The sequence below is a fragment of the Streptomyces sp. NPDC058008 genome (assembly GCF_042886395.1).
Classification (GTDB): Bacteria; Actinomycetota; Actinomycetes; order Streptomycetales; family Streptomycetaceae; genus Streptomyces.
This window is the reverse complement of the sequence record NZ_JBHVQX010000013.1, coordinates 112716-127043: the sequence shown is the minus strand read 5'-3', so window position 1 is coordinate 127043 and position 14328 is coordinate 112716. Positions and strand designations below refer to the sequence as shown.

The window sequence follows — 14328 nt, the reverse complement described above, 5'->3', positions numbered from 1 at the left end:
GTGAAGTTTTGGGGGGTGCCTCGGAGCGCGCGGGAACGGGTCCCGTCACTCAGAGTGCGTCGATGGTGACAGAGCAAAGCCGTTCACCGAGCATTGCACGCCTTCCCATGCCCCTACGGTCCCTCGGATGGGTGATTGGGGAGGCAATCTTCCGCCACCGGACCGGCCAAGATCACGAATCTGCCTTACGGTGCACCCGCGCCACCCAGTCCGCCGGAGCGGCGATCTCGGCTTTGGTGGGAAGGGTGTTGGGGGAGGTCCACACCCGGTTGAACCCGTCCATACCGACCTCGTCCACCACGGCCCGCACGAACTTCTCACCGTCGCGGTACTGCCGCAGCTTGGCGTCCAGCCCCAGGAGCTTGCGCAGCGCGAGGTCCAGCCGGCTCGCGCCGCGTGCCCTGCGGCGCTGGAACTTCTCCCGGATCTCCGCGACGGAGGCGACCACGTCGGGGCCCACCCCGTCCATCACGAAGTCCGCGTGCCCCTCCAGCAGGGACATCACCGCGGTGAGACGGCCCAGGATCTCGCGCTGGGCGGGCGTCTGGACGATCTCGACGAGGCTGTGCCCGCCGTCGCCCTCCTCGCCCTGTTCGCCCTCGGGCCGGCTGCCGCCCGAGAACGCCTGCGCGGCCTCACGGAGGCGTTCGAGCATGGTCATCGGGTCGACGTCGGTCTCGTCGAGGAACGACTGGATTTCGCCCTGCAAGTGGTCGCGGAGCCAGGGGACACCGGTGAACTGGGTGCGGTGCGTCTCCTCGTGGAGGGCCACCCAGAGCCGGAAGTCGTGCGGGTCGACCTCCAGTTCGCGTTCGACGTGGACGATGTTCGGGGCCACCAGCAGCAGCCTGCCGCCACCCTTGGCCGACGCGGGCAGTTCCCGGGAGGCGGGGGCGAAGGTCTCGTACTGTCCGAGGACCCGGGACGACAGGAACGACAGGAGCATGCCCAGCTCGACGCCGGTCACCTTGCCGCCGACCGCGCCCAGCACGGCGTTGCCCGGACCGCCGCCCCGGCGGTCCTGCATCTTCCCGAGCAGCGGACGCAGCAGCTCACGGAAGCCCGCGACGTTCGCCCTGATCCATCCGGCCCGGTCGACGACCAGGACCGGGGTGTCCTCGGGTTCGTGTCCCTCCGGAATCATCCGGGTGAACGAACGGACGTGCTCCTCCGAGGCCTTGGCGTGCCTGCGGAGCTCCGCGACGACGGCCCGGGCCTCCTCGCGGCTGATCTCGGGACCCGGCCGCACGAGGCGGGTCGCGGTCGCGACCGCGAGATTCCAGTCGACCATCTCGGCACCACCGATGCTCGTCATGCGTCAACCGTACGTGAGGTGGTCGCTCCGTGGTGGGGTGTCAGCCTCTCACCCGGCGCCCCGGGTGAGAGCGGTGGCCAGGGTGTCCAGCGAGTCCTCCGCCGCGTCCGGGGAAGTGGTGCCCGAGGCCAGGAAGGCGAAGGCGAGGAGTCTGCCCCGGGCGTCGACCGCGGTCCCCGCGAGGCTGTTCACCCCGGTGAGGGTGCCCGTCTTGGCCCTGATCAGGCCCGTCGCCGGGGACGTCGCGTCGTAGCGGTCCCCGAGCGTGCCGCTGAATCCGGCGACCGGGAGGCCGGTGAGGACGGGGCGGAGCTCCGGGTGGTCGGGTCCGGCGGCGAGCGCCAGCAGCCGGGCCAGGAGACCCGCCGTCACCTTGTCCGCGCGGTCCAGACCGCTGCCGTCCGCGAACCGGGCTCCGGCCAGCGGCAGGCCCAGGGCCTTCAACCGGGCGGTGACGGCGTTCCGGCCGCCGGCGAAGGAGCCCGGCTGCCCGGCCTTCAGCGCGGTCTGCCGGGCCAGGGCCTCGGCGATGTCGTTGTCGCTGTTGGTCAGGGCCCGCTCGACCAGCGCGGAGAGCGGCTCCGACAGATGGGTCGCCACCGTCCGGGAACCGGCCGCGGTCCTCCCGGACGCGGGGGCCGCCCGGACGGCGGCACCCGCGTCGCCCAGGAGACCGGCGAAGGTGCGCGCGGCGTCACCCGCCGGGTCGTCCGTACGGGGGGCGGGTCCCCGGTCGCTCCTGTCCAGGCGGCCCTCGTCGGCCATGAGCGCGCTGACGGGCGCGATGTTCTCGTTGGGGCCGATGGGGTGGAGCGCGGGCCCGGAGTAGCGCGAGGTGTCGTACGTCAGGCGGACGGGCCCGGTGCCGCCGTCGCGCAGGGCGCGCGCCGTCTCGGCGGCCAGGGCGCGCAGGGCCGCCTTGTCCAGGGTGGGATCGCCGCCGCCGACGAGGGTGAGCGTCCGGGAGTCCGGGGAGAGCGCCACCGTCGTCGCGATGCGGTGGTCGGGGCCGAGCGCGGAGAGCGCGGCGGCGGCCGTGGCGATCTTCACCGTGGAGGCGGGGGTCATGGGGGTCGTCGCGCCGCGCGCGTACAGCTGCTCGCCGGTGGCCGCGTCGAGGACCACGGCGGTGCGTACGGAGCCCAGGGCCGGCACGTCCAGCAAAGGGGTGAGAGCGGTCTTCAGGCCGCCCGCGCCCGCTGCGGCCGGACGGCCGTCGGTGGCGCCGAGCGCGTTCAGGACGGGGGGCGCGCTGGGAGCGGCCTGCGGCCCGTCGGGCGCCGTCCCCTCGTGATGTGCGCCACCTGCGCGCTGCTGCACGGCCGCCCGGTCCCGCTCGGCCTTACGCTGACCGGAGTCCCAGGGACCGGTGGCCAGTACGGCGCCGGCGGCGACCACCAGGCCGAGCACCGCGGAGCCTGCGGCGAGCCGGAGACCGTCAGGGTCGCTCCCCCGCTCCAGGAACTTCGGGACCCGCCACCTGTTCCACCTGTTCAACGGTTCGTCCGTCGGTCTCTCCACCGGCTCGGCCACCGTCGACCAGCCCCTTTCGCGAGCACTCGTCTGCGTGAGGGACACTTAACCACCAGTCGTATGTGTTGATCATGGAGGAGCCACCCGTGGAGTTCGACGTCACCATCGAGATCCCGAAGGGTTCGCGGAACAAGTACGAGGTGGACCACGAGACCGGTCGGATCCGCCTGGACCGTCGACTCTTCACCTCGACCAGCTACCCGGCCGACTACGGCTTCGTCGAGAACACCCTCGGCGAGGACGGCGACCCGCTGGACGCGCTGGTCATCCTTGACGAGCCGACCTTCCCCGGATGCCTGATCAAGTGCCGCGCCATCGGCATGTTCCGGATGACCGACGAGGCCGGCGGCGACGACAAGCTGCTGTGCGTCCCGGCGTCCGACCCCCGGGTGGAGCACCTGCGCGACATCCACCACGTGTCGGAGTTCGACCGCCTGGAGATCCAGCACTTCTTCGAGGTCTACAAGGACCTGGAGCCGGGCAAGTCCGTCGAGGGCGCCGACTGGGTCGGCCGCGCCGAGGCCGAGGCCGAGATCGAGGCCTCCTACAAGCGCCTCGAGGCGCAGGGCGGCTCGCACTGACGCGGTTCCCCCGGCCCCGCTCATGAGCGGGGCGGCGCGGATCGCGGCGCACGGGGCCGACCGGCCCAGCTGACCGTACGGACGACGGGCGGCGCACCTTCACCGGTGCGCCGCCCGTCGCGTGTGGTGGCCCATGTCCGTGCACATACTGGGCAGAAGCGCTCCCGTGACGGGCGGTCGAGAAGGAACGAGGTCGAGTGGTGGCGGAACAGGGCGGTCCCGAGGACCAGAAGCCCCAGTCCGACGAGGCGCGCAGCGCCTTCGTCCCGCCCGCAGGCGTGGAGCAGCCGGCGGCTCCCCAGGAGGACGACCACCCCACGTCGGAATTCGCTCTTCCGGCCGGTCTGCACACCGACCCTTCGGGGGCCCCTGACGGGCCGGGGAACGGTTCCAACGGCGAGCATCTGTCGTCCGCCTTCGTTCCGCCGAGCGGGTACAACGCGCAGCACCAGCCGCCCGCGTTCACCCCGGCGCACGGCATTCCGATGGTCCGGCTGACCAAGGAGGCCCCTTGGCAGGACCGGATGCGCACGATGCTGCGGATGCCGGTGTTCGAGCGTCCGGCACCCGAGAGCGTGCAGAAGACCGACGACTCGGGACCCGCCGTCCCCCGTGTGCTCGACCTGACGCTCCGCATCGGTGAGCTGCTGCTCGCCGGCGGTGAGGGCGCCGAGGACGTCGAGGCGGCCATGTTCGCGGTGTCGCGTTCGTACGGGCTGGACCGCTGCGAGCCGACCGTCACCTTCACGCTGCTGTCCATCTCGCACCAGCCGTCGCTGGTCGACGACCCCGTGACGGCGAGCCGCACCGTACGCCGTCGGGGTACCGACTACACCCGGCTGGCGGCCGTGTTCCGGCTGATCGACGACATCACCACGGCGGAGCACGTCGAGGTCTCGCTGGAGGAGGCCTACCGGCGTCTCGCCGAGATCCGCCGCAACCGGCACCCCTACCCGGGCTGGGTGCTGACGTCCGCCGCCGGTCTCCTCGCCGGCTCCGCTTCGGTGCTGGTCGGCGGCGGGGTGCTGGTCTTCGTCGTGGCGGCGGCGGGCGCGATGCTCGGGGACCGGCTGGCCTGGCTCTGCGCCGGGCGCGGGCTGCCCGAGTTCTACCAGTTCACGGCCGCGGCCATGCCGCCGGCCGCGATGGGCATCGCGCTGACGCTCACCCATTCGACCGATGTGCGGCCCTCCGCCGTCATCACCGGTGGACTCTTCGCGCTGCTGCCGGGACGAGCCCTCGTCGCCGGGGTGCAGGACGGCCTGACCGGCTACTACATCACCGCGGGGGCCCGGCTCCTGGAGGTCATGTACTTCTTCATCGGGATCGTGGCGGGCGTGCTGCTGATGCTCTACCTGGGCGTCCAGCTCGGCGCGCAGCTCAACCCGGAGGCCCGGTTCGTGCCCAACGACCGGCCGGTGCTCCAGATCCTCGCCTCGATGGCCCTCACGCTGGCCTTCGCCATCCTGCTCCAGCAGGAACGTTCCACTGTGCTGGCCGTGACCCTCAACGGCGGGGTGGCCTGGGTCATCTACGGGGCGATGGCCCGGACCGGGGGCATCTCCCCGGTGGCGGCGACGGCGGTCGCGGCCGGCCTGGTGGGGCTGTTCGGCCAGCTGTTCTCGCGCTACCGCTACACCTCGTCGCTGCCCTACATCACGGCGGCGATCGGCCCGCTGCTGCCCGGTTCGGCGACCTACTTCGGTCTGCTCGGCGTGGCCCAGAACGAGGTCGACGCCGGACTCACCTCGCTCTTCACCGCTGTCGCCACGGCGCTCGCCATCGCCATCGGGGTCAATCTGGGGAGCGAGATCTCCCGGCTGTTCATGCGGGTGCCGGGCGCCGTCGAGGGCCCGTCCCGCCGGGCGGCCAAGCGGACCAGAGGCTTCTGACCCACGGACGGCGCCCCGGCCCCCTGAGGGGACCGGGGCGCCGTCGGCGTGCGCGTGGGGTCAGCGCCTGTCCTGCCACCCGTACTGGCCCGGGTCGTCCTCCTGGCCCTCGGCCGGACGGGGCGCGGGCCGGGCGCCGTACCGGCCGCCCTGGTCGCTGCCGTACTGGCCCTGGCCGCCGTACTGACCGGCCTGCTGGCCGCCGTACTGGCCCTGCCCGCCGTTGTACTGACCGTTCTGGTCCGCGGCGCCGTACGAGGGGCCGCCGCCGTACGGGCCGGCCTGGCCGGGGCCGTACGAACCGCCCTGGTCCGAGCCGTACTGACCGCCACCGTACGGGGCGCCCTGCGCGGCACCGTACGGGGCGCCCTGGCCGCCGCCGTACTGGCCCTGACCGCCGTACTGACCGCCCTGGTCGGCGGCGCCGTACTGACCGCCGCCCTGCTGAGCGCCGTACTGGCCGCCACCCTGCTGGGCGCCGTACTGGCCACCGCCCTGCTGAGCGCCGTACTGACCGCCACCCTGCTGGCCGTACTGGCCACCGTCGTACTGCTGGGGACCCTGGCCGCCGTACTGGGCGCCCTGACCGCCGCCGTACTGACCGCCTTCCTGGGCGCCGTACTGACCCGGCCGTCCGTCGCCGTACGGGGCGTCCTGGCCGCCGTACGGGGCCGCCTGGCCCGTGCCGTACTGGCTGCCGTACTGGGCGCCGCCGTACGGGGCAGCCTGGTCGCCCGTGTACTGGTGGGCGGCCGGGCCCTGGCCGTCGTGTCCCGCTCCGCCCCGGGGGCCGGCGTCGGGACCGCCGTCCTCGGGACCGTGGCCGTCCGCCTGCAGGCGGGCTTCCTTCTTCGACCTGCTGCGGGCGCGCAGGAACTCGATCACGATCGGCACCACGGAGATCAGCACGATCAGGATGAGGATCATCTCGATGTTCTCGTGCACGAAGTCGATCTTGCCGAGAGCCGCGCCGAGCAGCGTCACACCGACGCCCCAGAGGATGCCGCCGATGATGTTGAACGTGATGAACGAGCGGTAGTCCATCCGGCTCACACCGGCGATGATCGGCGTGAACGTCCGGACGATGGGCACGAAGCGGGCCAGCACCAGGGACTTCGGACCGTACTTCTCGAAGAACTCGTGGGCCTTCTCGACGTTCTCCTGCTTGAAGAGCCGGGAGTCCGGGCGCTTGAAGAGGGCCGGGCCCACCTTGCGGCCGAAGAGGTAGCCGACCTGGTCGCCGATGATCGCCGCGAGGGCGACCAGGACACAGACCAGCCACAGGGGGTACTTGAGGTCGCCGGTCGTCACCAGGAGGCCCGTGGTGAACAACAGGGAGTCGCCGGGCAGGAAGAACCCGATCAGCAGTCCGGACTCGGCGAACACGATGAGCAGGAGGCCGGGCAGCCCGAAGGTGTTGAGAAGGTAATCCGGGTCCAGCCAGCTCGGGCCGAGCGCAAGCGTATTCAAGGGTCCGGGCTCCAGGGTTGGTCGATGTGCGCGGCTGCGTGGCCGCCCCAAGCTATCAACGCCGCAGCGGATCCCTGGGTTCCACTGGCGTAAGCGAGGATGCGCACGGCACGAACCGGGGCAAAGCTTTCCGCAGGAGGTGCCACATCATGGGCATTGAGGACTACGGCGGCGGTCAGACGCCCCGGGCTGACGTCCTGGTCGTCACCACGAACGACGTTCCCGGCTACCGGGTGACCGAGGTCATCGGCGAGGTGTTCGGACTCACGGTCCGCTCCCGCCACCTCGGCAGCCAGATCGGCGCGGGCCTGAAGTCGATGATCGGCGGCGAGCTCAAGGGGCTCACCAAGACCCTGGTCGAGACCCGCAACCAGGCGATGGAGCGGCTCGTCGACCAGGCCAGGGCGCGTGGCGCGAACGCGGTGCTGATGATGCGGTTCGACGTGAGCGAGGCGGCGGACGTGGGCACCGAGGTCTGCGCCTACGGAACGGCCGCGGTCATCAGCGCCACCTGATCCGCACGCCCCCTCTCCCCCGGCCTCACGGCTCCCCCGCAGTCCGCCCCGCGTCCACGTCCCGGAGGTCCCCCATGCCCACGTCCGTCAACGTCGCCGTCATCTACTACTCCTCCACCGGCACCGTCTCCACGATCGCCAAGGCCGTCGCCGGGGACGCCGAGAGCGCGGGCGCGCAGGTACGCCTGCGCAAGGTGCCCGAGCTCGCCCCCCAGGCGGCGATCGACTCCAATCCGGCCTGGGCCGAACACGCCAGGGCGACCGCCGGCATTCCGGAGGTCGTGCAGGACGACATGGTCTGGGCGGACGCGGTCATCTTCGGCACGCCCACCCGGTACGGCAACGTCACCGCCCAGCTCAAGCAGTTCCTGGACACCCTGGGCGGCCTCTGGCAGGAGGGCCGGCTCGCCGACAAGGTGTACAGCGGATTCACCGCGAGCAGCACCACCCACGGCGGCCAGGAGTCCACCCTGCTGGCCCTGTACAACACGATCTACCACTTCGGCGGCATCCTGGTCCCCCCGGGCTACACCGACGCCTCGAAGTTCGTCGACGGCAATCCCTACGGCACCTCCCACGTCTCGGGGCAGGGCGACATCCCGGTCGCCGAGCAGACCCTGACCGCCGCGCGGGTCCAGGCCGAGCGCGTCGTGAAGTTCACCCGGGCCATCAAGGCCGGACTCGCGGCAGAGAACTGAGGGGACGGCTCACCGATGGCACTGCACCAGGGACGGCACGGCAAACCGGCACCGTCCGAGGAGCACCGCAGGCTGGCGCTCAACCCGTTCTTCGGCGAGGCCGACCCGACCGCCCCGATGGTCGCGGCGCCGCCCACGCACCGGCTCCCGGACGGCCCGCTGCCGCCGTCGACCGCCTACCGGCTCGTCCACGACGAGCTGATGCTCGACGGGAACTCCCGGCTCAACCTCGCCACCTTCGTCACCACCTGGATGGAGCCCCAGGCCGGTGTGCTGATGAGCGAGTGCCGGGACAAGAACATGATCGACAAGGACGAGTACCCGCGCACCGCCGAACTGGAGCGGCGCTGCGTGGCCATGCTCGCCGATCTCTGGAACGCGCCCGACCCCACGACCACGGTGGGCTGCTCGACCACGGGTTCCAGCGAGGCCTGCATGCTGGCGGGCATGGCGCTCAAGCGGCGCTGGTCGTCCCGGAACGGCGACCGCTATCCGGCGACGGCGCGGCCCAATCTGGTGATGGGCGTCAACGTGCAGGTCTGCTGGGAGAAGTTCTGCACGTTCTGGGAGATCGAGCCGCGCCAGGTCCCGATGGACGGTGAGCGCTTCCATCTGGACCCGCAGGCGGCCGCCGAGCTGTGCGACGAGAACACCATCGGGGTGATCGGGATCCTCGGCTCCACCTTCGACGGGTCCTACGAGCCGATCGCCGATCTCTGCGCCGCGCTCGACGACCTCCAGGAGCGCACGGGCCTCGACATCCCGGTCCACGTGGACGGGGCGTCCGGGGCGATGATCGCCCCGTTCCTCGACGAGGACCTGGTCTGGGACTTCCGGCTGCCCCGGGTGTCCTCGATCAACACCTCGGGGCACAAGTACGGGCTGGTCTACCCGGGCGTCGGCTGGGCACTGTGGCGTTCGCCGGCCGAGCTGCCGGAGGAACTGGTCTTCCGGGTCAACTACCTCGGCGGCGACATGCCGACCTTCGCGCTGAACTTCTCCCGGCCCGGCGCGCAGGTGGTGGCGCAGTACTACACCTTCCTGCGGCTGGGCCGGGAGGGCTACCGGGCCGTGCAGCAGGCGTCCCGGGACATCGCACGCCGGCTGGCCACGGAGTTCGAGGCCCTGGACGACTTCCGGCTGCTGACCCGGGGCGACGAACTCCCGGTGTTCGCCGTGACGACGAAACCCGAGGTGAAGGCGTACGACGTCTTCGACGTGTCGAGGCGGCTGCGCGAGCGCGGCTGGCTGGTGCCCGCGTACACGTTCCCCGCCAACCGCCAGGACCTCTCGGTGCTGCGGGTCGTCTGCCGCAACGGCTTCTCCTCGGACCTCGCGGAGCTGCTGCTGGACGACCTGCGCACCCTGCTGCCGGAACTCCGATCACAGCCGCATCCGTTGAACCGGGATCCCGGGGTCCAGACGGCCTTCCACCACTGAGCACCCGACGGGGCTCCGGCGGCCGGGAGGGGGCACGTCCCCGTTCCTTTCCGGCGGACGACGCCGCAGCGAACCCCACCGGCCCGACGCGTGACGGACGTTCGGCGGTCCGGGTCCTCTCCCGGGCCGCCGGAGGGGCCGCGTACCGGCGCCACCCGTGCGTCGCACGGGGTCAGCCGTCGTCCCCGCGGCCGGGGACTCCGGTGGCGTAGGGGTTCTTCCGGCCCTCGGCGAGCACCCCGACGAAGGGGGCGCCCTCGCCCGCGAAGGTGTAGGCCCCCGCCTCGATGCGCGCGATCAGGCCGCGCGTCCACTCGGCACCCGCGTCCGCCGAGTGGACCCACATGTTCATGATCTCGCCGATGTGCCCCAGGGACTCCGGGCCCTCCGACGGCGTGTAATGCCCGGCGACCGTGGCCCGCCAGCCCTCGATGGCCGCGACACGCTCCCGCAGCAGGGCCACCGCCTCGTCCCGCTCCAGGTCGACGATGAAACCGATGCCGGCCGAGAGCACGTCCACGCTCTGGTCGTACGAGGTCAGCGAGGCCCGCAGCAGGGTGAAGAACTCCTCGGTGCCCCGGCCGGTGATCTCGTACTCGGTGCGGGGCGGGCCGCCGGCAGTGGACGGGGCGACCTCATGGGCGAGGAGCAGCCCCTGCTTGGCCATCTGCTTGAGCGCGTGGTAGATCGATCCGGGCTTGGCGTTGGACCACTCGTGGGCCCCCCAGTACTCCAGGTCGTTGCGCACCTGGTAGCCGTGTGCGCGGCCGTGCTGGCGCACAGCGCCCAGGACCAGGAGACGGATCGCCGACATACCACCCACCCTTGCACTCAACCCCGACCAGAGTAGCCCGCCTCCTCGGCCACCAGATCGAGGGCCTTCCTGCCGTCCAGCATCTCCCGCAGCATGTCGGCGTGCCCCGCGTGGCGGCCGGTCTCCTCGACGAGATGGACCAGCAGCCAGCGCATGGAGCAGCGTTCGTCCTCGGGGAACCAGGGCGCCGGGGGCAGCGGGAAGGTGTCGTCCATGCTCTCGACGTCGTACCGGATGAAGGACTCCGTCTCGGCGGCGGTCTTCGCCCAGAACTCCAGCGTCTGCGGGATCGTCTCCCCGTCGAGGAGCCGGAAGCTGTCGCCCCGGTTCTCGGCGGTCCGTGCCCTCTCGTTCGGACGCTGCTGGGCCATCCGCAGCCAGTTCAGCTCGGTCTCGGCGACGTGCTTGAGCAGTCCGGAGAGGGTGAGTTCGCTGACCCCGGGACGGCTCGCGGCCTGTTCCTCCGTGAGGCCGAGGACCGAGCGCCGGACCGCACCGCGCTGCGCCTCGACGAAGGCGAGGAGTGCGCCGCGCTCGTCGCCGGGAGCCTCTGAGGGAACGTGGGTGACCATGATGTGCTTCTTTCGGTGGTACGTGACTGCGCTTGCCTTCCTGCGCCGTCAACGTACCGATCCATCAGGTCGGATTCCGTCCTCGTTCCCGCCGCGTCAGAAGGGAAAAACCGTTCGCCCGTGCTGCACCGAGATCCACTTCCGGGTGGTGAACGCCTCCACGGCGGCCTCGCCGTTGAGCCGTCCCATGCCGGACCTCTTCTCGCCGCCGAAGGCGACCGCCGGATCGTCCTGCACGGTCGCGCCGTTCACATGGAACATCCCGCCGGTGATGCGCCGGGCGAACCGCACACCGCGCTCCGCGTCCGCCGTGTGGACGGCGCCGCTCAGCCCGTAGGGGCTGTCGTTGACGATGCGTACGGCGTCGTCCTCGCCGTCGAACGGGACCAGCAGCGCCACGGGGCCGAATATCTCCTGCTCCAGCAGCGGTGACCCCTCCGGCAGCCCGGTCAGCACGGTCGGCTCGACGAGATTGCCCCGCGTACGCCCCCGTACGAGCGCGGTGGCACCGGCCTCGACCGCCCCGTCGACCAGCGCGGTGAGCGCCTCGGCCTGGAACGTGCTGATGACCGGGCCGATACGGGTGCCGGGGTCACGCGGATCGCCCGTCGGAAGGGCGGACACCGCGGCGGTGAACCGCCCGGTGAACTCCTCCTCCACGGACCGGTCCACCAGGATCCGGTTGGCGGCCATGCTGACCTGCCCCTGGAACAGGAAGCGGCTGTAGACGGCCGCCCGGACCGCGTGGTCGAGGTCGGCGTCCTCCAGCACGACGAGGGCGCTGTTGCCGCTCAGTTCGAGGATGGTCCTCTTGAACAGCCCGGCGGCGACGGCCGCGACATGCCGGCCGACCCGGTCCGATCCGGTGAACGAGATCACCTTGGGCACCGGGTGCCGGATGAAGGAGTCACCGATCTCGGCGCTGTCGGTGACGACGACGTTGAGGACCCCCGCGGGCAGTCCCGCGTCCTCGAGGATCCGGGCGACCAGGCCTCCGCCGGCGACCGGGGCGTTCTGATGGGGCTTCACCACGACGGCGTTGCCGAGCGCGAGTGCCGGCGCGGCGGTCTTCATCGTCACCAGGAAAGGGAAATTGAAGGCGCTGATCACCCCTATGACCCCGACGGGGATCCGGTAGACCCGGTTCTCCTTGCCGTCGGTGACCGAGGGCATCAGCCGGGCCTCGGGGCGCATCGCCTGCCCGGCGGCCTCGCGCAGGAACTCCTGCGCGGCACGCACCTCGTATTCGGCCCTCGGCCGGGTGGCGCCGAGTTCATCGATGATGAGCTCGGTGATTTCACCGGCACGTTCCCCGACGAGCCGCACGGCGTTCTCCAGAACGTCACGCCGCGCATAAGGACCGGCCTCGGCCCATTCCCGCTGAGCGCGTTCGGCCGCGCGGTAGGCCTGATCCACTTCCGCCGCGGTGGCCACGGTGACGGAGCAGAGTTTCTCGCCGTTGTAAGGGTTGAAATCAATGATGTCCCACGCACCGTTGCCGGTCAGCCACTCGCCGTCGATGTACTGGCGGGCCAGTTCACTGGGGAAGGACATGCAATCCCTTACTGCAGGCGCAGATTCCTGTCAGTAAGTCACCTTACCGGCGAATCAGGTCAGTTGAAGGAGTCCTCGGAGAAGATCCCGGCTCTCCTCGGGCCCCGGGCTGTCCTCGTGGAGGCGGACCATGGCTTTCTCGTACTGGGCGACTTCTTCTGCCTTGTCCAGATAGAGCGCACTTGTCAGCTGCTCCAGGTAGACGATGTCCGACAGATCGGATTCCGGGAATCGCAGCATCGTGAAAGCCCCGCTCTCACCGGCATGACCGCCGAAGCTGAAGGGCATCACCTGGAGGGTGATATTCGGCTGCTCCGACATATCGATCAGATGCCGCAACTGCGCACGCATCACCTCGCGCCCGCCGTACGGGCGGCGCAGGGCCGCCTCGTCCAGCACGGCGTGGAAGCGGGGCGCCCGTTCGGAGACGAGCGCCTTCTGCCGCGCCAGCCGCAGCGCGACCCTGCGGTCGATCTCGGCCGCGGGCGCGCCGGGCATGCCGCGGGTGACGACGGCATGGGCGTACGCCTCGGTCTGCAACAGCCCGTGGACGAACTGCACTTCGTAGATCCGGATGAGCGAGGCCGCCCCCTCCAGACCGATATACGTCTGGAACCAGCCGGGCAGCACGTCGCCGTAGCTGTGCCACCAGCCCGCCACATTGGCCTCACGGGCGAGACCGAGGAGCGATTCCCGCTCCGCCTCGTCCGTGACTCCGTAGAGCGTGAGCAGGTCCTCGACGTCCCTGGCCTTGAAGCTCACCCGTCCCAACTCCATGCGGCTGATCTTCGATTCGGAGGCACGGATGGAGTAGCCGGCCGCCTCACGGGTGATGCCGCGCGACTCGCGCAGGCGTCTGAGCTGTGAGCCCAGCAGGATGCGCCGCACCACAGAACCACTCGACTCGCCTGCCGACACCGGCTTCCCAACCCTCCCCATCGCTTCCCGTACTCCGGAGTTCCCCCGAACCCCGGAGGCGGATTCTGCCACCAAAACGCTTCAGCCCGTACTCATTCGATTACAGAGATGGCCAGACTTTCTCAAAGCTTCGGATCAGGGAAGCGGAAGAAATGAGTCTGAACCGGCACGCTCCCGGGCAGACCCGTCACGTGCACGTGCATCTGCCCTTGCATCTGCTCTGCGCATTCGGAACCATGGTCCTCGCGCAGCTGCGTGCTTGCTCGTTCGTGTTGTGCCGCTGTACCCGCAGTGCCCGCCAGAAGCAGTGCCGCTACAGCCGCGAATCCCGGGAGTGCCTCGCATGGGGACGAATGGATCGACGATGCTCGAGCCGTTACGGCAGGGGCTTCCCCCCATCGACCCGTCGGCGATCGCCGGTTCGGCGTCCTGCACGCTGCCGGCCCGGTTCGAAGCGGTGGGCGGGGCACGGAGATTCACCCGTACGACGATGACCTCGTGGGACCTGGGCGACCGTTTCGACGATGTCGCCCTGGTCGTCTCCGAGCTGGTCACCAACGCGCTGCGGCACGCCCTCCCGGCCGAGGCGGCACGGGAGAACCAGGACTCCTGCGTCCGGCTGCACCTGATGCGCTGGACCTCGCGCCTGGTGTGCGCGGTGCGCGATCCCAGCCGACGGGGTCCGGTCGTGGGCGAGGCGCCCGATTCGGCGGAGTCGGGGCGCGGGCTCTTCCTCGTCGAGTCGTTCAGCGACTCCTGGGGCTGGCACCCCTCCCCCGTACCGGCCGGGGACACGGCGTCCGAGGGCGGGCTCGGCAAGGTGGTCTGGGCCCTGTTCCGGCTGACGGACCACGCGGTGCCGGAGCGCCCCGTACCGTTCGGCGCGCTCACCGACGGCCTGTAGGACGCGGACGGCGGGCGCAGGCCCGCCCACGGACGGTCACGGGCCGGGCGGGCAGGCGTGCGGGATCTCCCCGCGCGCACAGGGCCGTGGGCGGCCGCGGAATTGTCCTCCCGGGCCGAACG

Annotated in this window: 13 protein-coding genes; 6 read left to right on the top strand and 7 right to left on the bottom strand. The window is 70.9% G+C overall.

The window, feature by feature from the left end; all coding sequences use genetic code 11:
* Nucleotides 1–172 precede the first annotated feature (172 nt).
* Nucleotides 173–1315, bottom strand: coding sequence for a zinc-dependent metalloprotease (locus tag ACFVS9_RS15530; protein ID WP_383115550.1), 1143 nt, complete (start codon nucleotides 1313–1315; stop codon nucleotides 173–175).
* A gap of 48 nt (nucleotides 1316–1363) precedes the next feature.
* Entirely contained in the window at nucleotides 1364–2848 is a 1485-nt protein-coding gene (gene dacB / locus ACFVS9_RS15525; protein WP_389932536.1) for a D-alanyl-D-alanine carboxypeptidase/D-alanyl-D-alanine-endopeptidase, read from the bottom strand.
* Between the two features lie 86 nt (nucleotides 2849–2934).
* On the opposite strand from dacB, the gene ACFVS9_RS15520 reads away from it, so the two are divergent.
* Both ACFVS9_RS15520 and ACFVS9_RS15515 read left to right on the top strand, forming a co-directional pair.
* Nucleotides 2935–3429 (top strand): inorganic diphosphatase, encoded by a 495-nt coding sequence (locus ACFVS9_RS15520; protein WP_145809691.1) that lies wholly within the window; start codon nucleotides 2935–2937, stop codon nucleotides 3427–3429.
* 197 nt (nucleotides 3430–3626) lie between these two features.
* The gene (locus tag ACFVS9_RS15515) at nucleotides 3627–5321 is read left to right on the top strand and encodes a threonine/serine exporter ThrE family protein (protein WP_389932533.1); all 1695 of its coding nucleotides are present in this window, start codon (nucleotides 3627–3629) and stop codon (nucleotides 5319–5321) included.
* Between the two features lie 60 nt (nucleotides 5322–5381).
* Here ACFVS9_RS15515 and ACFVS9_RS15510 read toward each other — a convergent pair whose 3' ends face one another.
* A complete protein-coding gene (locus ACFVS9_RS15510; RefSeq protein ID WP_389932530.1) occupies nucleotides 5382–6791 on the bottom strand; it encodes a DedA family protein in 1410 nt (469 codons plus the stop codon).
* A gap of 149 nt (nucleotides 6792–6940) precedes the next feature.
* Between ACFVS9_RS15510 and ACFVS9_RS15505 the strand changes: the two genes are divergently transcribed.
* From ACFVS9_RS15505 to ACFVS9_RS15495, 3 genes are all read left to right on the top strand, one after another.
* Nucleotides 6941–7306 carry a YbjQ family protein gene (locus ACFVS9_RS15505; RefSeq protein WP_383114442.1) on the top strand — a complete coding sequence of 122 codons (366 nt, stop codon included), beginning with the start codon at nucleotides 6941–6943 and terminating at the stop codon, nucleotides 7304–7306.
* Nucleotides 7307–7380: 74 nt separating this feature from the next.
* Entirely contained in the window at nucleotides 7381–8004 is a 624-nt protein-coding gene (wrbA, locus tag ACFVS9_RS15500) for an NAD(P)H:quinone oxidoreductase (protein ID WP_389932527.1), read from the top strand.
* Nucleotides 8005–8019: 15 nt separating this feature from the next.
* On the top strand, nucleotides 8020–9444 hold the full coding sequence (locus tag ACFVS9_RS15495; RefSeq protein ID WP_389932524.1) for a glutamate decarboxylase: 1425 nt from the start codon (nucleotides 8020–8022) through the stop codon (nucleotides 9442–9444).
* A 172-nt stretch (nucleotides 9445–9616) separates the two neighbouring features.
* On the opposite strand, the gene ACFVS9_RS15490 is transcribed toward ACFVS9_RS15495, so the two are convergent.
* The 4 genes from ACFVS9_RS15490 to ACFVS9_RS15475 form a co-directional block, all read right to left on the bottom strand.
* Nucleotides 9617–10258 (bottom strand): PadR family transcriptional regulator, encoded by a 642-nt coding sequence (locus ACFVS9_RS15490; RefSeq protein ID WP_389932521.1) that lies wholly within the window; start codon nucleotides 10256–10258, stop codon nucleotides 9617–9619.
* Between the two features lie 17 nt (nucleotides 10259–10275).
* Nucleotides 10276–10830, bottom strand: a complete 555-nt coding sequence (locus ACFVS9_RS15485; protein ID WP_383114438.1) for a DinB family protein — start codon at nucleotides 10828–10830, stop codon at nucleotides 10276–10278.
* A gap of 96 nt (nucleotides 10831–10926) precedes the next feature.
* On the bottom strand, nucleotides 10927–12384 hold the full coding sequence (locus ACFVS9_RS15480) for an aldehyde dehydrogenase family protein (protein WP_383114437.1): 1458 nt from the start codon (nucleotides 12382–12384) through the stop codon (nucleotides 10927–10929).
* Nucleotides 12385–12438: 54 nt separating this feature from the next.
* On the bottom strand, nucleotides 12439–13323 hold the full coding sequence (locus ACFVS9_RS15475) for a helix-turn-helix domain-containing protein (RefSeq protein ID WP_383114436.1): 885 nt from the start codon (nucleotides 13321–13323) through the stop codon (nucleotides 12439–12441).
* Nucleotides 13324–13666: 343 nt separating this feature from the next.
* Between ACFVS9_RS15475 and ACFVS9_RS15470 the strand changes: the two genes are divergently transcribed.
* Nucleotides 13667–14206, top strand: a complete 540-nt coding sequence (locus ACFVS9_RS15470; protein ID WP_389932516.1) for an ATP-binding protein — start codon at nucleotides 13667–13669, stop codon at nucleotides 14204–14206.
* Nucleotides 14207–14328: the final 122 nt, after the last annotated feature.